19 protein-coding genes, 1 tRNA gene and 1 pseudogene are annotated in these 25,741 nt (G+C 73.8%); 14 read left to right on the forward strand and 7 right to left on the reverse strand.

Translation table 11 applies throughout. The features are described from left to right. Positions 1 to 91: 91 nt before the first annotated feature. The 7 genes from VFJ94_RS16135 (at position 92) to nirD (ending at position 10,413) form a co-directional block, all read left to right on the forward strand. The gene (locus VFJ94_RS16135; RefSeq protein ID WP_325005248.1) at positions 92 to 1,357 is read left to right on the forward strand and encodes a PspC domain-containing protein; all 1,266 of its coding nucleotides are present in this window, start codon (positions 92 to 94) and stop codon (positions 1,355 to 1,357) included. Next, the gene (locus tag VFJ94_RS16140) at positions 1,354 to 2,058 is read left to right on the forward strand and encodes a response regulator transcription factor (RefSeq protein ID WP_325005249.1); all 705 of its coding nucleotides are present in this window, start codon (positions 1,354 to 1,356) and stop codon (positions 2,056 to 2,058) included. Before VFJ94_RS16135 ends, VFJ94_RS16140 begins: the two co-directional genes overlap by 4 nt. 145 nt (positions 2,059 to 2,203) lie before the next feature. Next, a complete protein-coding gene (locus VFJ94_RS16145) occupies positions 2,204 to 3,652 on the forward strand; it encodes a nitrate/nitrite transporter (RefSeq protein ID WP_325005250.1) in 1,449 nt (482 codons plus the stop codon). Further along, the gene (locus VFJ94_RS16150; protein WP_325005251.1) at positions 3,649 to 5,778 is read left to right on the forward strand and encodes a molybdopterin oxidoreductase family protein; all 2,130 of its coding nucleotides are present in this window, start codon (positions 3,649 to 3,651) and stop codon (positions 5,776 to 5,778) included. The genes VFJ94_RS16145 and VFJ94_RS16150 overlap by 4 nt, the downstream gene beginning before the upstream one ends. After that, positions 5,775 to 7,385, forward strand: a complete 1,611-nt coding sequence (locus VFJ94_RS16155) for an FAD-dependent oxidoreductase (protein ID WP_325005252.1) — start codon at positions 5,775 to 5,777, stop codon at positions 7,383 to 7,385. Before VFJ94_RS16150 ends, VFJ94_RS16155 begins: the two co-directional genes overlap by 4 nt. Next, on the forward strand, positions 7,385 to 9,940 hold the full coding sequence (gene nirB, locus VFJ94_RS16160; protein WP_325005253.1) for a nitrite reductase large subunit NirB: 2,556 nt from the start codon (positions 7,385 to 7,387) through the stop codon (positions 9,938 to 9,940). Before VFJ94_RS16155 ends, nirB begins: the two co-directional genes overlap by 1 nt. A 56-nt stretch (positions 9,941 to 9,996) precedes the next feature. Further along, entirely contained in the window at positions 9,997 to 10,413 is a 417-nt protein-coding gene (nirD, locus tag VFJ94_RS16165; protein WP_325005254.1) for a nitrite reductase small subunit NirD, read from the forward strand. 93 nt (positions 10,414 to 10,506) lie between these two features. On the opposite strand, the gene VFJ94_RS16170 is transcribed toward nirD, so the two are convergent. Next, positions 10,507 to 11,691, reverse strand: coding sequence for a uroporphyrinogen-III synthase (locus VFJ94_RS16170; protein ID WP_325005255.1), 1,185 nt, complete (start codon positions 11,689 to 11,691; stop codon positions 10,507 to 10,509). After that, positions 11,688 to 12,695 carry a uroporphyrinogen-III C-methyltransferase gene (gene cobA, locus VFJ94_RS16175; protein WP_325005256.1) on the reverse strand — a complete coding sequence of 336 codons (1,008 nt, stop codon included), beginning with the start codon at positions 12,693 to 12,695 and terminating at the stop codon, positions 11,688 to 11,690. The genes VFJ94_RS16170 and cobA overlap by 4 nt, the downstream gene beginning before the upstream one ends. 217 nt (positions 12,696 to 12,912) lie before the next feature. Here cobA and VFJ94_RS16180 point away from each other — a divergent pair, with 217 nt between their 5' ends. The 3 genes from VFJ94_RS16180 (at position 12,913) to VFJ94_RS16190 (ending at position 16,563) form a co-directional block, all read left to right on the forward strand. After that, entirely contained in the window at positions 12,913 to 13,593 is a 681-nt protein-coding gene (locus VFJ94_RS16180) for a sirohydrochlorin chelatase (RefSeq protein ID WP_325005257.1), read from the forward strand. Between the two features lie 262 nt (positions 13,594 to 13,855). Then, complete coding sequence (locus VFJ94_RS16185) at positions 13,856 to 15,448, forward strand: hypothetical protein (RefSeq protein WP_325005258.1); 1,593 nt, start codon at positions 13,856 to 13,858, stop codon at positions 15,446 to 15,448. Between the two features lie 128 nt (positions 15,449 to 15,576). Beyond that, positions 15,577 to 16,563 (forward strand): hypothetical protein, encoded by a 987-nt coding sequence (locus VFJ94_RS16190; RefSeq protein ID WP_325005259.1) that lies wholly within the window; start codon positions 15,577 to 15,579, stop codon positions 16,561 to 16,563. 70 nt (positions 16,564 to 16,633) lie between these two features. On the opposite strand, the gene VFJ94_RS16195 is transcribed toward VFJ94_RS16190, so the two are convergent. Together VFJ94_RS16195 and VFJ94_RS16200 are read right to left on the reverse strand one after the other, a co-directional pair. Beyond that, positions 16,634 to 18,004, reverse strand: a complete 1,371-nt coding sequence (locus tag VFJ94_RS16195) for a cystathionine beta-synthase (protein WP_325005260.1) — start codon at positions 18,002 to 18,004, stop codon at positions 16,634 to 16,636. Positions 18,005 to 18,064: 60 nt separating this feature from the next. After that, positions 18,065 to 18,922 carry a hypothetical protein gene (locus tag VFJ94_RS16200; RefSeq protein WP_325005261.1) on the reverse strand — a complete coding sequence of 286 codons (858 nt, stop codon included), beginning with the start codon at positions 18,920 to 18,922 and terminating at the stop codon, positions 18,065 to 18,067. 214 nt (positions 18,923 to 19,136) lie between these two features. Between VFJ94_RS16200 and VFJ94_RS16205 the strand changes: the two genes are divergently transcribed. Next, positions 19,137 to 20,366, forward strand: a complete 1,230-nt coding sequence (locus VFJ94_RS16205) for an SGNH/GDSL hydrolase family protein (protein ID WP_325005275.1) — start codon at positions 19,137 to 19,139, stop codon at positions 20,364 to 20,366. Between the two features lie 49 nt (positions 20,367 to 20,415). On the opposite strand, the gene VFJ94_RS16210 is transcribed toward VFJ94_RS16205, so the two are convergent. Further along, positions 20,416 to 21,186, reverse strand: coding sequence for a hypothetical protein (locus VFJ94_RS16210; protein WP_325005262.1), 771 nt, complete (start codon positions 21,184 to 21,186; stop codon positions 20,416 to 20,418). Between the two features lie 179 nt (positions 21,187 to 21,365). On the opposite strand from VFJ94_RS16210, the gene VFJ94_RS16215 reads away from it, so the two are divergent. Beyond that, positions 21,366 to 22,589, forward strand: coding sequence for an acetyl-CoA C-acetyltransferase (locus VFJ94_RS16215; RefSeq protein WP_325005263.1), 1,224 nt, complete (start codon positions 21,366 to 21,368; stop codon positions 22,587 to 22,589). A gap of 223 nt (positions 22,590 to 22,812) precedes the next feature. Here VFJ94_RS16215 and VFJ94_RS16220 read toward each other — a convergent pair whose 3' ends face one another. Beyond that, the gene (locus VFJ94_RS16220) at positions 22,813 to 23,115 is read right to left on the reverse strand and encodes a hypothetical protein (RefSeq protein WP_325005264.1); all 303 of its coding nucleotides are present in this window, start codon (positions 23,113 to 23,115) and stop codon (positions 22,813 to 22,815) included. Between the two features lie 3 nt (positions 23,116 to 23,118). Further along, a complete protein-coding gene (locus VFJ94_RS16225; RefSeq protein ID WP_325005265.1) occupies positions 23,119 to 23,979 on the reverse strand; it encodes a Bax inhibitor-1/YccA family protein in 861 nt (286 codons plus the stop codon). 185 nt (positions 23,980 to 24,164) lie between these two features. Here VFJ94_RS16225 and VFJ94_RS16230 point away from each other — a divergent pair. Together VFJ94_RS16230 and mptB are read left to right on the forward strand one after the other, a co-directional pair. After that, positions 24,165 to 24,237 (forward strand) — tRNA-Leu (locus VFJ94_RS16230). Between the two features lie 227 nt (positions 24,238 to 24,464). After that, positions 24,465 to 25,694, forward strand: a pseudogene (mptB, locus tag VFJ94_RS16235) (polyprenol phosphomannose-dependent alpha 1,6 mannosyltransferase MptB); the annotation flags it as partial. Positions 25,695 to 25,741: the final 47 nt, after the last annotated feature.

Below are 25,741 nucleotides of genomic sequence, written 5' to 3' on the forward strand. Positions count from 1 at the left end.
CATGAGGGTCGACCCTGAGCGGACCCTGACCCGCCCCCCAAAGGCCGCGGGGGCGGTCGTCCCCGGCTGCCGGATGAGTCAGGATGGACGGGTGCAGGCGTCCCGAGCGAGCGAGACTCCGCCGCGCCCGGCGTGGCGGGACACGCCGCGTCCGCCGCTGCTGCGCCAGTCCCACGGCCGGCTCCTCGGCGGCGTCGCGAGCGGGGTCGCCCGGCACCTCGGCGTGCCGGTCCGGCTCGTCCGGCTCGTCTTCATCGTGACGTCCATCCCCTTCGGCGCCGGCGCCGCCGTCTACGCCTTCCTGTGGGCCGCGATGCGTGCGGCGCCAGCCGGTGACGACGAACCGGCCGGCCGACCGGACCTCGCGAGCGTGCGGGCGTGGTTGCGCCGCGGCAACGAGCCGGCGCTCCTCACCCTCCTCGGCGTGGCGGCCCTCGCGGTGGCCGGCGCCCTGTGGCTGCGCGGCGCGGGCGTCGGCATCCACCCCGAGGTCGTCCTGCCCGTCGTCGCGATCGTCATCGGCGCGATCTTCTTCTGGTCCCAGCTCGACGAGGCAGACCCGCTGGGCGGTCGCCGACCCGTGCGCTGGGTGTGGCTCGCGGTGGGCCTCGGCCTCACCTCGCTGGGCCTCGTCGGTCTCGTGGTGCGGGGCACCAACGTCGGGGAGGTGTGGCAGGTGACCGGTGCGGTGCTCGCCGCGCTCGTCGGCGTGGCCGTCCTCGCCGCCCCGTGGATCCTGCGGCTCTGGACCACCCTGCGCGACGAGCAGGCCGCGCGCATCCGCGCCACCGAGCGGGCCGACATCGCCGCGCACCTGCACGACTCGGTGCTGCAGACCCTGGCCCTCATCCAGCGGCAGTCCTCCGACGCGACGACGGTCGCCCGCCTCGCGCGGGCCCAGGAGCGTCAGCTGCGCTCCTACCTCTACGACCAGGACGCGCGGCAGGGCTCGCTCGCCGCGGCGCTCACGGCCGCCGTCGGCGAGGTCGAGGACCTCCATGGCGTCCCCGTCCAGCTCGTCGTGACGGGTGACCGGCCCATGGACGACCGGCTCGAGGCGCTCGTCAAGGCGGTGCGGGAGGCCGTGTGGAACGCGGTGCGGCACGCGAGCCCGCCGGTGACGGCATACGTCGAGGTGGGTCCGTATGCCGTCGAGTGCTTCGTGCGCGACCACGGTGCGGGCTTCGACCTCGACGCCGTGCCCGCCGACCGGCGGGGGCTGCGCGAGTCGATCATCGGGCGCATGGAGCGCCATGGGGGCACCGCGCGGATCCGGCGTCGTGAGGACGGCGCGGAGGTCGAGCTCAGCCTGCCGGTCGCGCGACCGGGCACCGACGAGGAGGACAAGCCGGCATGACCCAGCACGCGCAGCCGCGGACGACCCGGATCGTCCTTGTCGACGACCACCACCTCTTCCGGTCCGGGGTGCGGGCCGAGCTCACAGCGCTCGCCGACTCGGCTCCCTACCGGCTCGACATCGTCGGCGAGGCCGAGCGGGTGGAGTCGGCGGCGGAGGTGGTCCTCGCCCAGCGGCCCGACGTCGTGCTGCTCGACGTCCACCTCCCCGGCGGCAACGGCCACGGCGGTGCCGACGTGATCCGGGCGACCACCGGCGCCACGACGGAGGCGGGCCGGCCGGTGCGCTTCCTCGCCCTCTCGGTCTCCGACGCCGCGGAGGACGTCATCGCGGTCATCCGGGCCGGGGCACGGGGCTACGTCACCAAGACCATCAGCGCGGAGGACCTGCTCACGGCCATCGGCCGCGTGGCCGACGGGGACGCGGTCTTCAGTCCCCGCCTCGCCGGCTTCGTCCTCGACGCCTTCGGCGCAGCGGCCGGCGAGGTCGCCGAGATCGACGAGGAGCTCGACCGCCTCTCCGCGCGTGAGCGCGAGGTCATGCGGCTCATCGCCCGCGGCTACCAGTACAAGGAGGTGGCCAAGGAGCTGTTCATCTCCGTCAAGACCGTCGAGACGCACGTGTCGTCCGTGCTGCGCAAGCTGCAGCTGTCCTCCCGCCACGAGCTGACGGCGTGGGCCATGGGCCGCCGACTGCTCTGACCCCGCACCCCAGGGCCGGCTCGGGCCGACCTCACGGCGGCCGTCGCGCGGCGTGAGTCCGAATTAACGACTGCGTCACCCGGCGGCGCCGGCGTGCAACACGGCCTTCCTAGCGTGAGCGTCACGCCAGCCCTCAGGAGGACCCGTGTCGACCACGAGCACCGCCACCACCACCACGACCGAGAAGCTCTCCCGCCCCGACCGCCTGCGCGGCGTCGTCGCGCCGCGCAGCCGCGTCATCCGGGACTGGGACCCGGAGGACACCGCCGCGTGGGAGGCGGGCAACAAGCACATCGCCCGCCGCAACCTCATCTGGTCGGTCGCCACCGAGCACATCGGCTTCTCGATCTGGTCGATCTGGTCCGTCATGGTCCTCTTCATGCCGCAGGCGGTCTACGGCTTCACCCCGGGTGACAAGTTCGCACTGGTGGCCGTCCCGACCCTCGTCGGGGCCCTGTTGCGTATCCCCTACACGATGGCGACCGCGATCTTCGGCGGGCGCAACTGGGCCGTCGTCAGCGGCGTCGCGCTGCTCGTGCCCACCGTCGGCACGTGGTACCTGATGACCCACCCCGGGCACTCGCTCACGACGTTCCTGCTCGTCGCGGCGCTCGCCGGTCTCGGCGGCGGCAACTTCGCCTCGTCGATGACGAACATCAACGCGTTCTACCCGCAGCGCATGAAGGGCTGGGCGCTCGGCCTCAACGCGGGCGGCGGCAACATCGGGGTCCCGGTGGTCCAGCTCGTCGGCCTGCTCACCATCGCCACCCTCGGCAACAGGCGGCCCGAGATCGTGTGCGCCGCCTACCTCGTGCTCCTCGCCGCGGCCTCGATCGGCGCCGCGGCCTTCATGGACAACCTCGACCACCGCACCGCCGACCCGCGCGCCATGGTGGACGTGCTCCGGCACGCCGACTCGTGGGTCATCTCGCTGCTCTACATCGGCACCTTCGGCTCGTTCATCGGCTTCGGCTTCGCGTTCGGCCAGGTGCTCAACCTCACCTTCCTCACCGACCTCACGGGCGGCAACCGGGCTGCGGCCACCGCGGCCCAGACGGCCTCCGCCAGCCTGCACGCGGCCCAGATCGCCTTCATCGGCCCCTTGCTCGGCTCGATCAGCCGCGTCTGGGGCGGTCGCCTCGCCGATCGCCGCGGCGGCGGGACCATCACCTTCCTCGCCTTCGTCGGGATGACCGTCGCCGGCGTCGTCGTGACCCTCGCCAGCCGCTCCGACGACACGACCCCGGGCGCCGCGACCGGCCTGCAGCTCGCCGGCCTTGTCGGTGGCTTCGTCGCGCTCTTCGTCCTCTCCGGCATCGGCAACGGCTCGGTCTACAAGATGATCCCGGCGATCTTCGAGGCCCGATCCCACGGGCGCACCGGCTCGGAGCTGTCGCGCACCCAATGGTCGCGCAGCATGTCGGGCGCGCTCATCGGCATCGCCGGGGCCGTGGGGGCCCTCGGCGGCGTCCTGATCAACTTGGGCCTGCGGGCGTCCTACTCGGGCGCGGCCGCCTCGGCCACCGCCGCCTTCGTGGCCTTCACCCTGTTCTACCTCGTCTCCGCCGTCATCACCCGAGCCCGCTACCGATGACGACGACCACACCGCGGCGTGCGGCCGAGCGCAACGACGCGCCCGGCACCGCGACGCACTGCCCCTACTGCGGCCTGCAGTGTGCGATGACGCTCACCGGGTCCACCCCGGCGGAGCTGACCGTGGCGCCGCGCCGCTTCCCCACCAACCGGGGCGGCCTGTGCCAGAAGGGCTGGACGAGCGCCGAGGTCGTGCGGTCGAGCGAGCGGGTCACCACCCCGCTCGTGCGCCGGGACGGCAGCCTCGTGCCGACGAGCTGGGACGAGGCTCTCGACATCGTCGCCGCGGGGATCCGGCGGGCCCAGGAATCCCACGGCCACGACGCCGTCGCGGTCTTCGGCGGTGGCGGCCTCACCAACGAGAAGGCCTACCAGCTCGGCAAGTTCGCCCGGGTCGCCCTGCGCACGTCGCAGGTGGACTACAACGGCCGCTGGTGCATGTCCTCGGCCGCGGCCGCGGGCATCCGGTGCTTCGGCCTCGACCGCGGCCTGCCCTTCCCCGTCACGGACCTCGGCTCGGCGCACGCCATCCTGCTCCTCGGCGCCAACCCGGCCGAGACGATGCCGCCCTTCCTCACGCACCTCGTCACCGCGGCCGACGCGGGGGGCCTCATGGTCGCCGACCCCCGCCTCACGGCCACCGCCGCCAAGGCCGTCGACGGCGGGGGGCTGCACCTGCCGGTGCGGCCCGGCACCGACGCCGCTCTCGCGCTCGGCCTGCTCCACGTGGCCATGACGGAGCGGTATGCCGACCGCGACTACATCGAGCGCCGCACGACGGGCTTCGAGCAGGTCTGGGCCGTGGCCGCGCAGTGGTACCCCGAGCGCACCGAGCGCGTCACCGGCGTCTCCGCGGCCACCCTCCAAGCGGTCGTGCGGACCCTCGCCCGGGCCCGGGACACCGAGCGGGGCGCCTACATCCTCTCGGCCCGCGGCAGCGAGCAGCATGCCTCCGGCACCGACACGGTGACGGCATACATCGCCCTCGCGCTCGCCCTCGGCCTTCCCGGCAACCCGGGCACCGGCTTCGGCACGATCACCGGCCAGGGCAACGGACAGGGCGGCCGCGAGCACGGCCAGAAGGCGGACCAGCTGCCGGGCTACCGCAAGATCGACGACCCCGCCGCCCGCGAGCACGTCGCCCGGGTCTGGGGCGTCGACCCGGCCGACCTGCCGGGGCCGGGTCGCAGCGCATTCGAGCTGCTGGAGGCCCTGGGGACGGACGCGGGACCCAAGGTCCTGCTCGTGCACGGCTCCAACCCGGTCGTGTCGGCGCCGTCGGCCACCGCCGTCACCACGCGACTCGGCGCCCTCGACCTGCTCGTCGTCAGCGACTTCGTCCTGTCCGAGACCGCCGCCCTGGCCGATGTCGTCCTGCCGGTCCTGCAGTGGGCCGAGGAGGAGGGCACCCTCACCAACCTCGAGGGCCGCGTGCTGCGCCGACGTCGCGCGCTCCCCGCGCCGCCCGGCGCCCGCAGCGAGCTGGCCGTCTGGTCGGACCTCGCCGCCCGCCTCGGCCACACCACGGGATTCCCCACCGAGCCGGAGCAGGTCTTCGAGGAGCTGCGGCAGGCGTCCGCCGGCGGCCCCGCCGACTACTCGGCCGTCACCTACGCCCGCCTCGACGCCGGCGAGAACCTGCAGTGGCCGTGCTCGACGGAGCGCCCGCAGGGCACGCCGCGGCTCTTCCTCGACCGGTTCGCCACGCCGGACGGCCGGGCCCGCTTCGTCCCGGTCGAGCACGTCGGCCCGGCCGAGCAGCCCGACCCCGACTACCCGCTCACGGGCACCACCGGCCGGGTCCTCGCGCACTACCAGTCGGGCGCACAGACCCGGCGGGTCGGCGCGCTCGCCGCCGCGGCCGGAGCAATGTTCGTCCAGGTCCACCCGGACACCGCGAGCAGCGCCGGCCTCGCCGACGGCGACCACGCCGACGTCGTCAGCCGCCGCGGACGCACCCGCGCGGTCGTCCGCACGGACGAGGACATCCGCACCGACACCGTCTTCCTGCCGTTCCACTGGGCCGGCGACGGCCGGGCGAACCTGCTCACCAACCCCGCCCTCGACCCCGTCAGCCGCATGCCCGAGTTCAAGGCGTGTGCCGTGCGACTGGAGGCCGCATCGTGACCCAGCCCCGTCCCCGCAGGATCCTCGTCGTCGGCAACGGCATGGCCGGCGCCCGACTGGCCGAGGAGCTGCGCCGCCGCGACCCGGCCGGCTCGTCCCTCGCCGTCACCGTCGTCGGCGAGGAGCCGCACGCGGCATACAACCGCGTCTTGCTCTCCACCGTCGTCGCCGGCGCGATCACGCCCCGGGAGACCCGCCTCAAGCCCGACGGGTGGTGGGAGGCCCACGGCATCGACGTGCGGACCGGGACGCGCGTCGCCTCGGTCGACGTCGAGGCGCGCACGGCGGCGGTGTGCCGCACGACGGGCCCGGACGCGGCCCCCGCGACCGAGACCATCGAGTGGGACGAGCTCGTCCTCGCCACGGGCAGCTCCTCCTTCGTCCCCCCGGTCGCGGGCATCGACCCGGAGCCGGCACCCGGCCGGCCCGACGGCGGCGTCGTCGCCTTCCGCACCGTCGACGACTGCGCGAGGATCGTCGAGCTCGCCGAGCCCGGCTCGCACGCGGTGGTGCTCGGCGGCGGGCTCCTCGGCCTCGAAGCCGCCCGGGGGCTGCTCGGCCACGGGGTCGACGTCACGATCGTGCACCCCCAGCACTTCCCCATGGACCGGCAGCTCGACGCCGACGGCGGCGCCGTCCTCGCCCGGGTGGTCCGCCGGCTCGGCGCCCGCCTCGTCCTCGGCCACTTCGTGGTGGCCCGGCAGGCCGCAGACGCAGCGGGCGGCCCCCGCGTCGTCCTCGACGACGACCGGGTGCTGCCGGCCGACCTCGTCGTCGTCGCCGCCGGCGTGCGCCCGCGGGTGGACCTCGCCGCCTCCATCGGGGTGGAGGTCAACCGGGGGATCGTCGTCGACGACCGCCTCGCCACCTCGCTCCCCCACGTCCACGCCATCGGCGAGTGCGCCGAGCACCGCGGCGAGGTGGCCGGGCTCGTCCAGCCCTGCTGGGAGCAGGCGCAGGTCCTCGCCGACGTCCTCAGCGGGGCGCAGCCGACCGCCGCCTACACCGGCACGACGACGATCACCCGACTCAAGGCGCACGACATCGACCTCGCGAGCATGGGCGACGTCGAGACCGAGATCCACGACCCGGACCACGAGGTGCTGGCCTTCACCGACCCGTCCCGCGGCCGCTACGCCAAGCTCGTGCTGCGTCAGGACCGGCTCGTCGGCGCCATCCTGCTCGGCGTGGGCGACGCGAGCGGGCCGCTGACGCAGCTGTTCGACACCCGCGCACCCGTTCCCCGCGACCGGCTGTCGCTGCTGCTCGGCCGCGCCCTCACCCGGGGCGCCGCCCCCGAGACGGCGAGCCTCGCCGAGATGCCCGGCAGCACCGTGCTCTGCCGGTGCAACACCGTGACGAAGTCCGAGATCGTCGGCGCCTGGCAGGAGGGCGCGCACACCGTGCCCGCCGTCGCCGAGCGCACCCGCGCCACCACCGGCTGCGGCGGCTGCTCCTCCGCAGTCCAGGGCATCTGCGACTGGCTGCGGTCCACCGACGTGGACGTACGTCCCGAGCCACGCACCGCCCAGGCCGCCGCCCAGGCAGCGTCCACCTGCCCCGAGCCCCGCACCGCCCCGGCCGCACTGACCGAAGGAGCCGCATGATGAGCGACATCCAGAGCCTCCACCCCCGCACCGTCGTCGTGGTCGGGCACGGCATGGTGGGCCACCGCTTCGTCGAGGCGCTGCGCAGCCGTGACGAGGAGGGCACGTGGCGCGTCGTCGTCCTCGCGGAGGAGAGCGAGGCGGCCTACGACCGGGTGGGCCTCAGCTCCTACGTCGGGGCGTGGGACCGCAGCGCCCTGGCCCTGCCCGGCAACACGTATGCCGCCGACGACCTCGTGGACGTCCGCCTCGGCACCCGTGTCGAGTCGGTCGACCGCGACGCCCGCACCGTGACCACGAGCTGCGGCGACGTCGTCGCCTACGACGCGCTCGTGCTCGCCACGGGCTCCTATCCGTTCGTGCCCCCGGTCCCCGGCCACGACTCCGACGGCTGCTTCGTCTACCGCACCCTCGAGGACCTCGACGGCATCCGCGACCGCGCCGAGTCAGCCATCGCCACCGCGGCGCAGGCCGGACGGGCAGCCACCGGCGTCGTCGTCGGCGGCGGCCTGCTCGGCCTCGAGGCCGCCAACGCGCTGCGGCTGCTCGGCCTGACACCGCACGTCGTCGAGTTCGCGCCGCGCCTCATGCCCCTGCAGGTCGACGAGGGCGGCGGCGCCGTCCTCCAGCGGCTCATCCACGACCTGGGGGTCTCCGTGCACACCGGCGCCGGCACCTCCGCCATCACGCCTCTCGACGGGGGCCGGCTCTCGGTCGAGCTCTCCGACGGCACCGTCCTCGACACCGACCTGCTCGTCTTCTCCGCCGGTGTCCGCCCCGCCGACGCGCTGGCTCGCGAGGCCGGGCTCGGCGTCGGCGATCGCGGCGGCGTGCTCACCGACCTGTCCTGCCGCACCACCGACGAGTCGGTCTGGGCCGTCGGCGAGGTGGCCGCGGTCGAGGGCCGCTGCTACGGCCTCGTGGCCCCCGGCTACACCATGGCCGAGGTCGTCGCCGACCGGCTCCTCGGCGGAGAGGCGACCTTCCCGGGAGCCGATCTGTCGACCAAGCTCAAGCTCCTCGGCGTCGACGTCGCGTCCTTCGGCGACGCGATGGGCGCGACGCCGGGCGCCCTGGAGATCGTGCACACCGACGCCACCAAGGGCACCTACGCCAAGGTCGTCGTCTCGGACGACGCGAAGACGCTGCTCGGCGGCATCCTCGTCGGCGACGCGGCGGCATACACGACGCTCAAGGCCTGGGTGGGCCGGGAGTACCCCGGTGACCCCGCCGCGCTCATCTCGCCCGCCGGCGGTGCCGACGACGCGGCGCTGGGCACCGCGCTGCCCGACGACGCCGTCATCTGCTCGTGCAACAACGTGACCAAGGGAACCATCTGCGACGCCATCGCGGCGGGCGCGTGCGACCTCGCCGAGCTCAAGGGCTGCACGGGCGCTGGGACGACGTGTGGCGGCTGCCTGCCCACGGTCAAGAAGCTCCTCGTCGACTCCGGCGTCGAGGTCTCCAAGGCCCTCTGTGAGCACTTCTCCCAGTCGCGCGCCGAGCTCTTCCAGATCGTGGCCGCCACCGGCACCCGGACCTTCTCCGAGCTCGTCGCCCGCTACGGCAAGGGCACCGGCTGCGAGATCTGCAAGCCGACCGTCGCCTCGATCCTCGCGTCGACGTCGAGCGACCACATCCTCGACGGCGAGCAGGCGGCGCTGCAGGACAGCAACGACCACTTCCTCGCCAACATCCAGAAGAACGGCACCTACTCCGTCGTGCCCCGGATGCCGGGCGGCGAGGTGACGGCCGACCAGCTCATCACGATCGGCCAGATCGCCAAGGACTTCGAGCTCTACCTCAAGGTGACCGGTGGCCAGCGGATCGACCTCTTCGGCGCCCGGGTCGAGCAGCTGCCGCTCATCTGGCAGCGGCTCGTCGACGCCGGGATGGAGTCCGGTCAGGCCTACGGCAAGTCCCTGCGCACCGTGAAGAGCTGCGTCGGGTCGAGCTGGTGCCGCTACGGCGTCCAGGACTCGGTCGGCATGGCCGTGGGCCTCGAGGAGCGCTACCGGGGACTGCGGGCGCCGCACAAGATCAAGTTCGGCGTCTCGGGCTGTGCGCGCGAGTGCGCCGAGGCCCGGGGCAAGGACGTCGGGGTCATCGCGACCGAGCGGGGCTGGAACCTCTACGTGTGCGGCAACGGCGGCCAGTCGCCCAAGCACGCGGTGCTGCTCGCCTCCGACCTCGACGACGAGACGCTCATCCGCTACATCGACCGGTTCCTCATGTTCTACGTGCGGACCGCCGACCGCCTGCAGCGCACCGCGCCGTGGCTGGAGTCGCTCGAGGGCGGCCTCGACCACCTGCGCGCCGTCGTGTGTGACGACAGCCTCGGCATCGGGGCCGACCTCGAGGGCGCGATGGCCCGGCACGTGGAGGGCTACCGCGACGAGTGGAGGGCCGTCCTCGAAGACCCCGACAAGCTCGCCCGCTTCGTGTCCTTCGTCAACGCGCCGGAGGAGCCGGACCCCACGGTCGGGTTCGACGCCTCCGGCCCGCGGCGTGTGCCGGTGGTCCTCGGTATGCCGTCGGTTCCCGCGCCCCGGTGACCCGCCCACTTCCCACCCGGTCCGCCAGCACCCGTCCCGACCCCGAAAGGCCTGACATGTCCATCATCGGCAGCCCTCGCCGCGTCGTCCGTCCTGGGCTCCTGCCCACCCCCGGCCCGAGGACCTGGGTCCGCGCCTGCCCCGTCGCCCGCCTCGTCCCCGGACGCGGCGTGGCCGTGCTGCTGCCCGAGGCCGCCCAAGCGGCGGTCTTCCTCCTGCCCACGGGCATGCTCTACGCCGTCGACAACATCGACCCCTACTCCGGCGCCGCCGTCCTGTCCCGTGGCCTCACGGGCGACCACGGCGGCGAGCCGACGGTCGCGTCGCCGCTGCTCAAGCAGGTCTTCTCGCTGCGGACGGGCCAGGCGATCGACGACCCGGCCGTGGCCCTCGCCACCCACGCCGTGCGGGTGCTGCACGGAGAGGTCCTCGTCGGGGTGCGGCAGGCGGCGTCGGCGGCATACGCAGCCTGACACCCCGTCCGCACGCGCGCACCTTCGGGGCACGGGGGCACCCTCCGCGGTGGGCGCGTGCCGACAGGGTGCGCGCGTGCCGACAGGGTGCGGCTAGACGTTGAGGCGGTAGCCGCGGCGTACGACCGTCTGGACGAGGTCGCGGTCGGGCAGCGCCGCGCGCAGCCGGCTCATCGCCATGTCCAGGGCGTGCTCCGTGGCCGCCTCGGGCAGGTGGTCGAGCAGCCGCTCCCGGCTGAGGACCGCACCCGGGGACTCCAGCAGCGCGGCGAGGAGGGCGCGCGGGCCCGGCGCCAGGGTGACGGTGCGGTTGTCGAGCGTCACCGTGCGGCCACGGACGGTCAGCGAGCCGAGGGCCGTCTCCACCGAGGCGACGGAGTGCGAGCACAGGTGCTCGACGACGAGGCGCACCAGGGCCCCCATCCGGTAGCGCTCGGGCACGATCGGCTCGATGCCGAGGTCGACGAGCGGCATCGCGGTGACGGGACCGACCGCCGCGGCCACGACCTCGCCGCGTAACGCGTCGACGAGCACCCCGTCCATGCCGATCTCGGCGGCTGCGGAGACGAGCCCGTCCACGGCGGGCGCGGAGGTGAAGGTGACGACATCGACCTCGCGGGCGGCGACGGCGGCGATGAGCCGGCCGAGCCGGGCCTCGTCGTCGGGTCGCACCCAGCGGTAGGGGGCGACGGTGAGCACCCGGGCGCCCGCGGCGGCGATCCGGCCGAGCTGCTCGGCGTCGGCGAAGCCGTGCAGCTGCATGGCCACGGTCTTGCCCACCACGCCGTCCGCGAGCGCGAGCCCCACGGCCGAGGCGGTCCGCTCGTCGCCGGCGATGCCGTCGTCGTCGAGGCCGGCCGCGCGGACGGCACCTCTCGCCTTGGGCCCGCGCACGACGATCCGCGCCGCGGCGAGGGTCCGGTGCAGCTCCTCCCCCAGCCCGGCGGCATCCGCGCACTCGACCCAGCGGCGCATGCCGTATGCCGTCGTCACGATGACGATGTCGGGGCGGGCCTCGATGACGGCACGGGTGTCCGCCAGCAGCTCCGCGTCCTCGTCGACGGGCGCGATGCGCACCGCCGGTGCGTGGATCACCTCCGCGCCCCGGCGGGTGAAGGCGTCGACGAGGTCGGCGGATCGCCGGTCGGACGTCACCGCGATGCGAAAGCCCTGCAGGACAAGGCCGCCGGGCTCGGGCGGGGCGGGCGGCTCCGGCGCGCTCAGCTGCGCCGACCACCTCGTCGGCGGATGGGACGGCCGACGCTCCTGGCCGCTCATGCCGCTCCCCCCAGGCGCGGCAGCACGCGTTGCTGCCACACCGCGGACTGTCGCACGACCTCACCGACGACGACCACGGCCGGTGACCCGATGCCGGCCCGCGCCGCGTCGGCCGCGAGCTCGCCGAGGGTGCTCGTGAGGCTGGCCTGCTCGGCGGTGTAGCCGCGCTCGACGATCGCGGCGGGGGTGCGCGCAGGCATGCCGGCCCGCTCCAGCGCCGCGGTGACCTGGACCAGGGAGTGCATCGCCATCAGCAGCACGACCGTGCCGCCGAGGCCGACGAGCGCCCTTGCCCGCTCGGGCTCGAGGGGCACGTGGCCGGAGACGACGGTGAAGACGTGGCTGAGACCGCGATGGGTCACCGGGATGCCCACCGCCGCCGGTACGCTCACGGCCGAGGTGACTCCGGGGACCACGGTGACCGGCACACCGGCAGCGACGGCCGCCGCGACCTCCTCGCCGCCCCGGCCGAAGACATACGGGTCGCCGCCCTTGAGCCGCACAACCGTCAGGCCGCGACGCGCCCGCTCGACGAGCAGGGCCTCGATCTGTCGCTGCGGGACGGCGTGGTGGCCGGGGGTCTTGCCGACGTCGAGGATCTCGGCTCCCGGCGCGAGCGCGCGCACGTCGACGGTGGCCAGCCGGTCGGCGAGGACGACGTCGGCGTCAGCGAGGGCCGCGGCCCCGGCGAGAGTGAGCATTCCGCGGCCGCCGGGGCCGGCGCCGACGAGGACGACCCTGCCGCGCGGCTCCGAGTCCCCAGCCTCGGTCACGACGAGGCACTGGCGGCGCAGCAGTGACGTCAGCTCGGGCCACGGGCCGGGAGAGTCGACGACCACACCGAGGCGCACCTCCCGCAGCACGGCCTCGGTCAGTTGGGCCGGGGAGGTCACCTCCGTGACTCGCGCTCCCGCCCGCCGGTAGCGCCGCGTCACCGCGCCCGTGCGGCCGGGCGCCCCGAGGACGACGACCGGCACGTCGGTGAGATCGGTCTCAACGAGCATGCGTCCTCCTCCGCGTCGACCACTCGTCGACCATTCGTCGACCAGTCGCATGACCACGGTAGGAACGGCGTGTTTCGGCCGCGTTTCGGGCAGGGGTGGGGGCGGTAACGGTGACCGCGTGCGACGTCGGCGACCGCTGGAGCCCGGAGCAGCCCGGAGCAGCCCAGAGGAGCCCGGCGGAGCCCAGAGGAGCCCGGTGCGATGGCAAGGTGGAGTGATGGTGCTCCCCCTCCTCGTGGCCTGCTCCCACGGGACCGCGTCTCCCGACGGCCAGCGCGCCGTCGAGGCCCTGGTCGCCGCGCTGGCCGCTCGCCGCCCCGACCTCGACGTGCGGGCCGCCTTCGTGGACGTGCAGCAGCCCGACCCCCCGCGGGTGCTCGCGGATGCGGCCGGCCGGCCGGCCCGTCTCGTGCCCTTGCTCCTGTCGGCGGGCTACCACGTCTTCGTCGACCTGCAGCGGGCGGCCGCAGACAGTCCCTGCGCGTCCGTCGCACCCGCGCTCGGGCCCGACCCGCGCCTCGCCGGCCTCCTCCACGAGCGTCTCGAGGCGGTGGGGCTGCGCTCCGGAGACCGCGTCGTCCTGGGCGCCGCAGGGTCCTCCGAGCCATCGGCCGTCGCCGACTGCGCGGCGGTCGCCGAGATGCTCGGGGAGCGCCTCCGGCGCCCGGTGTCGGCGGCATACCTCTCGGCGGCGCAGCCTCGCCTCGACGCGGCCGTCGCGAGCCTCAAGGGCCCCGGGCACCGGGTCGTCGTGGCGACCTATCTGCTGGCACCGGGATTCTTCGCCGACCTCGCCGCGCGCTCGGGCGCGGACGTCGTCACCCCGCCCCTGCTCGTGCCCGACGAGCCCGTGCCGGACGTGCTGGTGGACATCGTCCTCGAGCGATACCTCGGGTGAGGAACCTCTCACGGATTCCCCGACGGAGCAGGAAACCACGACGTAGACTTCGCCGATTTGCCTGCGCAGCGCTGCTGAGCGCGGGACCCTTGACGCATGCGCGCGCCCGCCCGATCGCCGTGCGTCGGGTGCGGGGACGGCGGACGCCCGCTTTTTCCAAGGGGAAGGCATGGGCATGAAGTTCAGACCACGTCCAGACGCATCCGCTCCACTCCGAAAGCCCGGACGCACCAGCAGAGCGGGCAGCGCGCTGCTCGCCGCGATGGGCCTGCTGGCAACCGTCGCCCTCGTGGCGCCGGGCAGCCCGTCCTCGGTCAGCAACGCCTCGGCGGTGCCCGTGGGCCAGAACGCCGCGGCAGGCACCGTCCGGGTCACCGCGACCGTCGACGGCCGCGTCACGAGCGCCCGGGCCGCTACCGCGACCGACCGGGCGAAGGCCGCCGCGGAGAGCACCCGCCGGCCGTTCGCCGGGCCACGACCGGCTGCCGCGACGGTGAGCGACCCCACGGCCGGCGTCGCCTCGACGGCCATCACCGCACCGGCGCCGAATGCCGTGGGCGACCTCACGGTCTTCCGCAACACGGCGGTGCCGACGTCGGGCAACACCTCGACCGTCAGCGAGCCGAGCACCGACCAGTCGGGCAAGGACATCTTCCAGACGAGCAACTGGACGTCGCAGTACTCGCACAACAACGGCGCGACGTGGACGAGCCTCAACCCGTTCACCATCTTCGGTGCGGGCTTCTGCTGCGACCAGGTCACCATCAAGGACACCGGCCGGTCGCGGCAGTTCTGGCTGCTGCAGTACGGCGACCACCTCACGCTCGCGTCGTCGGCCACGACGAACCTCGCGACGTGGTGCACCTACACCCTGACGCCGCAGGCGATCCTCGGGCGGCCGGCGGGTGAGCAGTTCGACTACAACGACCTCGCGGTCGGCACGAGGTTCCTCTACCTCACGTCGAACCTCTTCAGCGCCGCCGGCTCCTTCACCGGGACGGCGTTCGTCCGGTTCAACCTCGACAACCTCGCAGCCTGCCAGGCGGCCGGGTTCAACCAGGTGGTGCGCACCGACCTGTTCACCCTGAAGGTGGCCGACGGCAGCACCGACATCGCGTATGCCGCCTCCACCAACCTCGACGCGGGCACGGGGACGACGCTGCGCATCCTCACCTGGCCCGAGAACAGCACGGTCGTCACGACGACCAACAAGACCATCGCGGCGTTCACCTACATGTCCAACGGGACCGGCAACTGCGCCAGCGCGAACGGCGTGGTGAACAACTGGTGCCAGCGCACCGACTCGCGCATCAGTGGCGCGGCGCGGGGCGACGGCAAGATCCGGTTCTCGTTCAACGTCAGGCAGACCGGCACGGCGCGTCCCTTCCCATACACCCGGATGGAGACGTTCCGCGAGTCCGACCTCGCCCTGCTGGCCAACCAGGACCTCTTCGGTACGACGGTCGCGCACCTCTACGTGTCGCTCGCTCCTGACCGGCGCGGCCACATCGGATACGTCGACACGTTCGGCGGCGGCACGGGAACCAACTCCTTCTTCCCCGGCGTCCTCCTCGGCCTCGTCGACGACTTCGCACCGAACTTCCCGGGCAGCACGAGCTTCGCGGTCTTCGGCTCGGGGGCCGGCTGCCTCAACCCGGACGGCCTGCGTCGCTGGGGCGACTACAACACCGCCCGCGGCGGCGACACGGGCGCCGGGAGCTGGACCGTGACCAGCTGGATCCGCACGACCAACACCAACGTCGGCTGCGGGACCGCGACGCCCGTCAGCATCCGCAACATCGTCTTCGGCAGGGGCCGCGACCAGGCGAGCTACCTGCGCTTCTACAACAAGTGAGCGCACCCGTCACGGGTTCGCGTCCCGAGGCCCGGGGGTCGCTCCCCCGGGCCTCGGCCACGCCATGGAACGAAGCGCTCCGCTCGCGTGTCTCACCCTGCATGACCACCTCTACGCACCGTGCAGACGTGGTGGGCCGCTCGCTGCGGGGCGCCGCCGTCGGGCTCGTCGTGGCCGGCCTCGCCGGGGCGCTGCTCGGCGCCTGCGGTGAAGCCCCGGTGAACAGCTCGGCGTCACCGTCGGCCGCGCCCGTCCCTCCCGCCGCGGGCACCGGAGCGGGGCGCGACGCAGGCGGTGGCAACCCCTTCACCGGGGGCCAGCGCTACGAGCCGGCGGGTCCCCTTCCCGAGCCGGCCACGCAGGGGCCCGTCCTGCGCGTGGCGGCCCTGCGCGACGCCGACCTCGTCCGCATCGCCCGGGCCTTCGGGATGACGGCTGCTGTCCGGGACGAGGGCGGCCTGCGGGTCGTCTCCGACGGGCGCCGCCGGCTTACCGCTGCGGGCTCCCTGTGGACGGTGAGCGCGCTGCACCCGACGCCGAGGGAGCAGACCGCCGTCGGCGGCTGCCTGCCCTCCACCGACAGGCCAGCAGCCGACGCGCCCGCCGTCGGCTGCGACGCCGGGCCGACGCCCACCAGTGGCACGGCCCTGCCTCCACCCGATCCCGGCGTCGCGGAGCGGCGGGCCCGCCGCGTCCTCGCGGACGCGGGGCTCGACCTGCGGGGCGCACAGGCCCGGACGACGGTGACCGGCTCGCAGTGGACCGTGGTCCTGCGGCGGCAGGTGCAGGGCCTACCCGTCGTAGCAGGTGACTTCGTCGTGTCCACGGACGCCCGGGGGCTCCTCGTCGGGCGGGGTTTCGCCACGGACACCGTGGCGCTCGGCCCACACCGCCTCGTCGGCGTGGCCTCCGGACTGCGGCAGCTCGACGACGGACTCGTCCTCGGCGACGTGCCGGCTGCCAGCACGGCCACGCCCGCGCCCGTGCTGCGGGTGACGGGCGTGACGCTGTCGCTCGCGCTGATCCAGTCGGCCGCCACGCAGCTCGTGCCGGCATACACCTTCCGGCTCGCTGACGGCACCACCCGCACCACGCCCGCCGTCCCCACGACCTGATCACGACTCGGCCCTCACGGCATACGTCACACGGCATACCCAGCCCGTATGCCGCCGCGTCGTCAGGGAGTCAGTGCGTGAGGAACCCGAGCAGGTCCGCCCGGGTGAGGACACCGACCGGCTTGCCGTCCTCGACGACGAGCACGGCGTCGCAGGCCTGCAGCGCCTCGCGGGCCGCGGCAACCGGCTCGCCGGCCCCGACGAGCGGCAGCCCCGGCTCCATGTGCCTGGCCACGGGGTCTGCCAGGTGCCCCCGGCCCGTGAACAGCGCCTCCATCAGGGCGCGCTCGCTCACCGACCCGGCGACCTCGCCCGACATCACCGGCGGTTCCGCGTTGACGACCGGCATCTGCGAGACGCCGTACTCCCGCAGGATCTCCACCGCGTCGCGGATGGTCTCGTTGGGGTGGGTGTGCACGAGGGCGGGCAGCTCGCCCGACTTCGTGCGCAGCACCGAGCCGACCGTCACCTCGGAGTGGCCGTGCAGGAACCCGTAGGAGGCCATCCAGTCGTCGTTGAAGATCTTGGACAGGTAGCCCTTGCCGGAGTCCGGCAGCAGCACCACGACGACGGCATCCTCGGGCAGGCCCTTGGCCACGCGCAGCGCGGCGACGACCGCCATGCCGCACGAGCCTCCGACGAGCAGCCCCTCCTCGCGAGCGAGCCGCCGCGTCATGTCGAAGGAGTCGGCGTCGCTGACGGCGATGACCTCGTCGACGACCGAGGGGTCGTAGGCACCGGGCCAGAAGTCCTCGCCCACGCCCTCGACGAGGTAGGGACGCCCCGTCCCCCCGGAGTAGACCGAGCCCTCGGGGTCCGCGGCGATGATGCGGACCGCGCCGCCCGACACCTCCTTGAGGTAGCGGCCGGTGCCACTGATCGTGCCCCCGGTCCCCGCACCCGCGACGAAGTGGGTGACCCGGTGGTCGGTGTCCGCCCAGACCTCCGGACCGGTCGTCAGGTAGTGGCTGTGGGGGCCCTCCGGGTTGGAGTACTGGTCCGGCTTCCAGGCGCCGTCGATCTCCTTCACGAGCCGGTCGGAGACGCTGTAGTAGGAGTTGGGATGGTCGGGCGGCACGGCAGTCGGGCACACCACGACCTCGGCGCCGTAGGCCTTCAGCACATCGCGCTTGTCCTGGCTCACCTTGTCCGGGCACACGAAGACGCACCGGTAGCCGCGCCGCTGGGCCACGAGCGCGAGGCCCACCCCGGTGTTGCCGCTGGTCGGCTCGACGATGGTCCCGCCCGGCCGAAGCCGCCCGTCCTGCTCGGCGGCCTCGATCATGCGCAGGGCGATGCGGTCCTTGACCGACCCGCCGGGGTTGAAGTACTCGACCTTGGCGAGGACCGTGCAACTCACCCCCGCCTCCTGCACGACGGCGTGCAGCTTGACGAGTGGGGTGTTTCCCACGAGGTCGGCGATGTGCTCGGCATACTTCACGGCGCCATCCTCGCACTGCCCGTCGGGCGCCCCGGCCGCGGGCGCCGGCCTCGACGCTCGCTAGGCCGGAGTCCCTCGGTCGGCGGCGCGCAGCGTTCGTGCAAGAAGCGGGAGGGCCCACGCCGCAAGCACCACGAACCCGCCGACCGGCCCGACGATCTCGCCGGGCGTGAACGAGACGCCGGCAGCAACCTGGAAAGCGGTCTGGGACGCAATCATGGGCAGCAGCGCGACGAGCAGAGCAAGCAGCGGCACCGCCAGCACGTAGCCCTCGGCGCGCCGCCGGAGCAGCCACCATGCCGCCAGCAGGGTGGCCGGCGTGATAAGGGCGAGGTCGAGGACGTCAGTCACCATCGTCGTGTAGTGATCCAGGAGCGCGGGTGGACGCCCGGAGACCGCGGCGCCGACGAGCGGTCCGAGCCAGACAACGGCAGTCACGAGACCGCTGCAGACCATGAGCCACGCGGTGGCTCGGCGCGGAGCGACCCCCTCCAAGCGGGCGGCCAGCAGCTCCACGGGAACCGACCGGATGACCGCCCCGAGCGCGAAGGCGCTTGTCGACAGCACCGCGACGTAGACGAGAAACAGCGCGTTGTACATCGCCCCGAGCGCCATGGACGCGGACACGTAGACGAACCACGACAACGCTCCTGCCACGAGCAGCGCCGCACCCACGGAACGGCGCCAATAGCGGTGGTTCGCGAGGGCGAGCACCGGGATCGCCAGCAGCAGGGTGACAAGGTCCGAGCCTTGATTCGCGCCGCTTCGCAAGGCTGTCTCGTAGCGGTACAGGCCGTGGCCGGACAGGCGAACGCTGTCACCACGAACGGTCGTGGCGACCTCGGACGCAAGACTCCCCGGCCAGAGGAGACCTAGGAGGGCGGCGGCGCCTGCGGTCACCATGACGATGACCGACAACGTCACCACGACCCGCCAGGGCCGGAACGGGCGAGTGGCGTCTCGCCGTCGCGACGGAACGGACGGAAGGAGGGCGTCCGAAGCTGCGGTGGGAGGGCTCACCCACCCACCGTTGCGCCGTCCCACCGCGACGGAAAGGGCCGAAGGGCCTATCTCGCGCGGCCGACGCCTCGACCGGCCGCGGCACCGGTCACGGACTCCAGCCGTTACCGTGATGGACCACGACAAGGCCGGCCACGAGGACGGTGCCCGGCCACGGTTGACGGCGACGGAGGAGGAGCTCATGGGCCGAGCACGACGTGCGCGCAAGATCGCGCAGTCGGCGGCATACGGGGGCGGTGTCGGCGCGGCCGGCCTCGGGGCGCTCAGCCTGCTCGGCTACGGCCTGCTCAAGGCGGAGGCGGTGATGGCGCGCCGGATCGTCGGGCAGCGCTTCGACGGCGCACCGGACGACGCCGGCACCTACGGCTCCGGTCCCGGTGAGCCGTGGGAGCTGCTCCTCGTCGGCGACTCGACCGCGAAGGGGATGGGCGTCGAGCACGCCCACCAGACGATCGGGGCGACGATCGCGAACGGCGTGGCCGCCTTCAGCGGGCGGCCGGTCCACCTGACCAACGTGGCGGTCATCGGCGCCGAGTCGCTCGACCTGGGCCGGCAGGTCGCCGAAGCGCTCGAGCAGGTGCCGGAGCCGGACATCGCCGTGGTCCTCATCGGCGCCAACGACGTGACGCACCGGATCAACACCGCGGTCGCCGTGCGCCACCTCGAGATGGCCGTCCGCCGGCTGCGCGACGCCGGCTGCGAGGTCGTCGTCGGCACCTGCCCCGACCTCGGGGCCCTCGAACCCATCGCCCAGCCGCTTCGGCTCCTGGCCCGCCGCTGGTCTCGCGACCTCGCCGCCGCCCAGACGGTCGCGGTCGTGGAGGCCGGCGGCCGCGCCGTGTCCGTGGGCGACCTGCTGGGCGAGGACTTCGCCGGCGCACCGACGGTGATGTTCAGCCAGGACCGGTTCCACCCGAGCCCCGCCGGTTACGCCCGCGTCGCGGCTGCCCTGCTGCCGACCGTGAGCGCGGCCCTCGACCTCTTCGGTGAGCGGTCCCGGCCGACGGCGCCCAACGTGCGTCGCGGAGAAGGCGTCGGCCCGGTCGCCGTGGCCGCCACCGCGGCCGTGGCGCAGCCGGGCACGGAGGTGGGCCCGGCCGAGATCGCCGGTGAGCCGCGCGGTCCGCAGGGCCGCTGGGCGCTCCTGCTCCACCGGGTCCGACCCGCCATCCCCGTCCCCAGCCGGGAGCCGAAGCGGCCCACCCCGGAACCGGTCGGGGCCGCCGGGCATCCCACCGCCCCGGACACCATGCCGAGGGACGGGGCCCCAGCCGCCGTCCCCGCCGACGCCGACACCGACGACGCCGTCGGTCAGGACGCCCCGGGGGACTGCGGCCCCTGACCGGTCGGCGCAGGCCGGAGGGATCGTCGACGCTGGCCCCGGCGGGCGGTCAGCGGATCGTGATGATCTGGCTGGCGGGCGGCGCGGTGACGCCGACGTCCTGGTTCCACCGGGAGAAGTCGAGCTGTCCCGGGCTGGACGGGGAGCCGGTGAAGCGGACCAGCTCGTAGGCGCGCTTGGAGACGTAGAGCGCGCCGTTCCTCGCGCCCTGCTTGTCCGTGAGCACCCAGCAGTCCACGCCGCCCACGCTCGCCGAGGTGACGACGTCGGACAGCTTGCTGGCCGTCACGGCGCCGAATGCCTCCTTGAGGAAGGCGGTGAGGTTGAGGCTGCTCGTGAGGCTCGCCGCGCTGGCCGGCGCCTTGACGAACTTGTCCCCCGCCTTCTGCACGGAGGCGGGGGCCTTCTGGTTCTTCCAGAAGGTCTCGTCGGCCTGCATGTAGATGCCGCCGCCCACGGCGATGAGCCGGACCTTGCCCCTGGTGCCCATGGCGATCGCCACGTCGGCCGTCTTGCCGTCGCTCGTGCCCTTGAAGGAGATCTGCATCTTCTCCTTCCCTTGCTGCACCTCGCCCGTGAAGGCGCCGGACCTCGCGGAGAGCGCGTTGGACCTCGCCTTCTCCAGGATCCGGGCCGCCGCGGACGAGCTCGATGCGGAGGCCGCGGTGGTCGAGCTCGAGGCGGAGGCCGCGGTGGTCGAGCTCGATGCGGAGGCCGCGGTGGTCGTCGCCGCCTGCTCGTCCGTCGAGCAGCCCCCGACGCCCACGGCGAGGGCGAGTGCTCCGGCGAGCGCAACGGCTGCGCGTGTCGTGGTCGTCATGGCCGCGTCCCTTGGTGGTGGCGCCCGGCGGGCGGGCTCGGCAGCGCGGGGCGCTGAGGTCGTGCTCATGCTACGGGGGGCCCTCCCCGGTGCCGACCTGGTGGGCGCGGCATACCATCGGGTGGGGTGAGCGGGCGCTCACCTTCCCCCGAGGGGGCCCACCAGCAGCAGGAGTCACCGTGAGCGAAGCCGTCGTCGTCGCCGTCGCCCGTTCCCCGTTCGGGCGGGCCTTCAAGGGGTCGCTCCGGGAGGTCCGGCCCGATGACCTCGCCACCACGGTGGTGCAGGCCGCGCTCGACAAGGTGCCGGGCCTCGAGGCCGGGGACATCGACGACCTCTACCTCGGCTGCGCGGAGCCCTCGCACCGGCACGGCTCCAACATGGCCCGCGTCGTCGCGACGCTGCTCGGCCACGACGGCCTGCCGGGGGCGACGATCAACCGGTTCTGCGCCTCGTCGGCCCAGACGACCCGGATGGCGTTCCACGCCATCAAGGCCGGCGAGGGCGACGCCTTCATCTCCGGCGGCGTCGAGTGCGTCTCGCAGTACGTGGGATTCGCCGGTGCGGGCGGTGCGGGCTCCGACGACCGCAACCCGAGGTTCGCCGAGGCCGCCACCCGCACGGCCCGCTACGCCGAGACCAACGAGACGTGGACGGACCCTCGCGCCGACGGGCTGGTCCCCGACATCTACATCGCCATGGGGCAGACGGCGGAGAACGTCGCGACGGCCTACGGCATCAGCCGCGAGCGCCAGGACGAGTGGGGCGTCACCTCCCAGAACCGCGCCGAGAAGGCCATCGCCGACGGGTATTTCGACTGGGAGATCACGCCGGTCACGACCCCTGACGGGACGGTCGTCGCCAAGGACGACGGGCCGAGGCCCGGCGTCACCATCGAGGCGGTCCGGGCCCTGAGCCCGGTCTTCCGCGAGGGCGGCACGGTGACGGCCGGCAACTGCTGCCCCCTCAACGACGGCGCCGCGGCCGTCGTGGTGATGAGCGACACCAAGGCCCGGCACCTGGGGCTCGAGCCGCTGGCCCGGGTCGTGTCCACCGCCGCCACGGCCCTCAGCCCGGAGATCATGGGCATGGGCCCGGTCGAGGCCTCCCGGCTGGCGCTCCGGCGGGCGGGCCTGACCATCGCCGACATGGACCTCTACGAGATCAACGAGGCCTTCGCGGCCCAGGTGCTCGCCTCGGCTGACGAGCTGGGCATGGACTACGACAAGCTCAACGTCCACGGCGGCGCCATCGCCATCGGCCACCCCTTCGGGGCCACAGGAGCGCGGCTCACCGGCACCCTGATCAACGGGCTGCGCCGCACCGACGGCCAGTTCGGGCTCGAGACGATGTGCGTCGGCGGCGGTCAGGGGATGGCGATCGTCTTCGAGCGCCTCAGCTGAGGCGCGGGGGGACGGGCCCGACTCGGCTCAACCGGGGCCGTGTCGGCGTCATCGAGAAGTGCCGAGTGACGCGAAACCTGCCCCGGGTGCTGCAGTCTCAGTGACACCGGCATATCAGTAACACCGGCAGGTTCTGCGCACCCGGGAACCGATCACTCCCGTGCCGTCGCGGGGCGCGGTCCACGGGCTCGGCATCCACGGACTCGGCATCCACGGACTCGGCTCAGAGCTGAGCACGTAGGCCGCGCAGCCGGGCCGCCACGTCGGCCCGGTCGACGTCACCGGCCCGCCGGACGACGTCGTGCACCATCACCCGCAGCTGGTCGGCGGCGACCGCCGGGCCGAGGTCCGGCACGGGCGCCGCAGGGTGCCCGGCCAGCCGCGCCGACCGGTCGGCGAGCCCCTGGATGTGGTCACGGACGAGCGGGAGCCGGGCGGTGGCGACGTCGAGCGGCAGCTGGCGCCACCGCTCGACCAGCCGCCGGAGCTCGGCCTCGGGGTCCGCCTCGTCCGCGCCCAGGGGCACCGGTCAGTCGCGCAGCCGCGCGAACAGCCGCACGAACTCGATGTAGAGCCAGACCACCGACACGATCAGCCCGTGCGCGAGCAGCCACGCGTACTTGCGCGGGGCGCCGGCGCGGACCGCGTGCTCGATCGCGTCGAAGTCGAAGGCGAGCGAGTAGGCCGCCAGACCCGTGCCGAGCAGCGACAGTCCGATCCCGAGCGGGCCGCTGCCGCCGAAGCCCCAGCCCCCTACGACGCCGGTGGCGACGAGGACGAACTGGACGAGCGCGAAGAGCGCGTAGCCGCCGAGCATGAAGATGAACATCCGGCGGGACCGGCTGGTCACCTTGATCAGGCCCATGGCGTAGGCGGCATACATCGCGCCGAACGTGCACACCGTCGCGAGGACGGCCATGACGACGACGCCGGAGTAGCGCGGGACCGAGTCGATGTAGTTGCTGAACGCTCCGACGAAGGCGCCCTCCACCGCCGCGTAGGCGAACAGCAGCGGCGTGGGGACGGTGCGCATGAAGGCGATGGCGAGACCGAGCACGAGGCCGACGACCGCGCCGCCCAGCCAGAGCGGGGTGAGCAGCGCCCGGTTGTTGTCCACGGCGACCCAGGACCCGAGGCCCGCGGCGACGAGCACGGCGAAGAGGGTGAGGCTCTTGATGATGACGTCGTCGAGCGTGACCCGACCGGTGTCGATCGGCCCGGCGCTGCGCTGGGCGTACAGCTCGTTGAGCTGCTCGGCGGTCACGGTGCCCTGGACGCCGACGCCCGTGCTGCCCTCGGAGCGGCCCGGCCGGGGGCTGCCGAAGCCGGCGTAGCGCTCCTGGTCGATCTGCCTGTTGAGCCGGTCGAAGACCGGGTTGGTTCCAGCCATGTGAGTAGTGCCTCCCCGACACTGTCGGCCACGGTGCGTGACCTCTGTCATCACCCTAGACGTCCGGGCGGACACCAATGTTCCCGCACGGCGGCCGGCCGCCTCGCCGCGCCCGCACGTGCCGCGCCCCGGCTCTCCGGCGCACCGGTTCCGGGGTCGCCGGGCGTGCCGCTACTCTGCCCACGGCCCCCGTAGCCCAACGGCAGAGGCAGGCGACTTAAACTCGCCGGAGTGTGGGTTCGAGTCCCACCGGGGGCACCCGCGTAGACTCCTCCTGCCACACCTGCGTCACGGGGGCCGCCCGACAGCTCCCTCCGACCCGTCCCGGGTCCGGCGCGGTCCGACCGGGGAGGAGCCAACGGGTGCTCGAGTCGCACGCTCTCGACGAGCTCGCAGCCGCGCCCCCGAGCCCCCCGACACCCCTTGCACCGGTGCGTCCGCGGGCGGCCTTCCCGGCCGACCCGCCGGCGTGGCGCGACCCCCTCGTGCGTCGCGGCACCCTCGGCACGGCCCTGATCAGCGCCGGGTCGCTCACCCCTGCCTTTCTGCCGCCGGAGCCGGCCATCGTGGACCGGCTCGACCTCGAGTGGATGAGCACCGGCGCCGGGCGGGTCGCGGCCACCGCCCTGGTCGTGCTCGGCGTCGCCATGCTCGTCGACACGTGGCTCCGGCTCCGACCCCGCCCCGACGGCCCGGTGATCCACCCCCGGACCTGGCTGCTGTGGAGCCTGCCGCTGCTCCTCGCGCCGCCGCTCTTCAGCCGCGACGCCTACAGCTACGCCGCCCAGGGGCTGCTCGTGGCGGACGGCATGGATCCCTACGTCGTCGGGCCCTCCGCGACGCCGGGCCCCTTCGCCGACCAGGTCGACCCGCTGTGGCTCTACACCCCGGCGCCCTACGGACCGCTCGCCCTGCAGGTCCAGCACCTCGTCGTGAGCCTGAGCGGCGGGCATGCCTACATCTCCGCTCTCGCGATGCGGCTGCCCGCCATGGCCGCCGTCGCGCTCCTCGCCTATGCCCTGCCGAGGCTGGCCGAGCGCTTCGGGGTCAGCCGCGAGCACGCCCTGTGGCTGGGCGTGCTCAACCCGCTCGTCCTCATGCACTTCGTCGGCGGCGCCCACGGCGACGCCGTCATGGTGGCCCTCGTCGTGACGGCCCTGCTCGTGGCCAGTCACGGGCACCTGGTGCTGGCCAGCATGACCGTGGCGACGGCGGCCACCTTCAAGCAGACCGCCGTGCTCGCCCTCGTCGGCGTGGTCGGCATGGCGGTGGCCACCGACCGACCCCGGTCCGCAGGGCCCGAGTCCGACGGCGCGCCCGGTGGCGACGCGGGCGTCTTCGTCCGGCACGCCCTGCGCTGCGGCCTCACGGCCGGCGCGACCTTCGCCGCGATCACCGCCCTGACCGGGCTGGGGTGGGGATGGATCCCCAACCTGTCGGTGCCCGTCTCGCTGCGCTCCCTGTTGTCCCCGCCCACGCTCGTGGGCAGCACGATCGAGTGGCTGATGACGGTGTCGGGGATGCCGAGCCAGTGGGTCGACCTGCCGCTCCCGGTCGTGCGCGGCGTGGCCGGCGTGCTCGGCCTGGTGGTCATCGGCTGGCTCACGTGGCGCGTCGCGCCCCGGAGGCCCATCGTCGCCACGGCCGGCGCGCTGCTCACGCTCTGCGCCACCGGGCCCGTGGTCCATCCGTGGTACCTGCTGTGGGGTGGGGTCCTGCTCGGAGCCACCCGCCTCGTCGGCAAGGCCGCGGACCTGGCGGT

It is taken from the genome of Intrasporangium sp. (genome assembly GCF_035688975.1).
Taxonomy (GTDB): Bacteria; Actinomycetota; Actinomycetes; order Actinomycetales; family Dermatophilaceae; genus CALMNV01.

Excerpts from the sequence above, each read along its gene's own strand:
- VFJ94_RS16140 (WP_325005249.1), top strand. The coding sequence starts at position 1,354 with ATGACCCAGCACGCGCAGCCGCGGACGACCCGGATCGTCCTTGTCGAC.
- VFJ94_RS16150 (WP_325005251.1), top strand. The coding sequence starts at position 3,649 with ATGACGACGACCACACCGCGGCGTGCGGCCGAGCGCAACGACGCGCCC.
- nirB (WP_325005253.1), top strand. The coding sequence starts at position 7,385 with ATGAGCGACATCCAGAGCCTCCACCCCCGCACCGTCGTCGTGGTCGGG.
- nirD (WP_325005254.1), top strand. The coding sequence starts at position 9,997 with ATGTCCATCATCGGCAGCCCTCGCCGCGTCGTCCGTCCTGGGCTCCTG.
- VFJ94_RS16170 (WP_325005255.1), bottom strand. The coding sequence starts at position 11,691 with ATGAGCGGCCAGGAGCGTCGGCCGTCCCATCCGCCGACGAGGTGGTCG.
- cobA (WP_325005256.1), bottom strand. The coding sequence starts at position 12,695 with ATGCTCGTTGAGACCGATCTCACCGACGTGCCGGTCGTCGTCCTCGGG.
- VFJ94_RS16180 (WP_325005257.1), top strand. The coding sequence starts at position 12,913 with ATGGTGCTCCCCCTCCTCGTGGCCTGCTCCCACGGGACCGCGTCTCCC.
- VFJ94_RS16185 (WP_325005258.1), top strand. The coding sequence starts at position 13,856 with ATGGGCCTGCTGGCAACCGTCGCCCTCGTGGCGCCGGGCAGCCCGTCC.
- VFJ94_RS16205 (WP_325005275.1), top strand. The coding sequence starts at position 19,137 with ATGGACCACGACAAGGCCGGCCACGAGGACGGTGCCCGGCCACGGTTG.
- VFJ94_RS16210 (WP_325005262.1), bottom strand. The coding sequence starts at position 21,186 with ATGACGACCACGACACGCGCAGCCGTTGCGCTCGCCGGAGCACTCGCC.
- VFJ94_RS16225 (WP_325005265.1), bottom strand. The coding sequence starts at position 23,979 with ATGGCTGGAACCAACCCGGTCTTCGACCGGCTCAACAGGCAGATCGAC.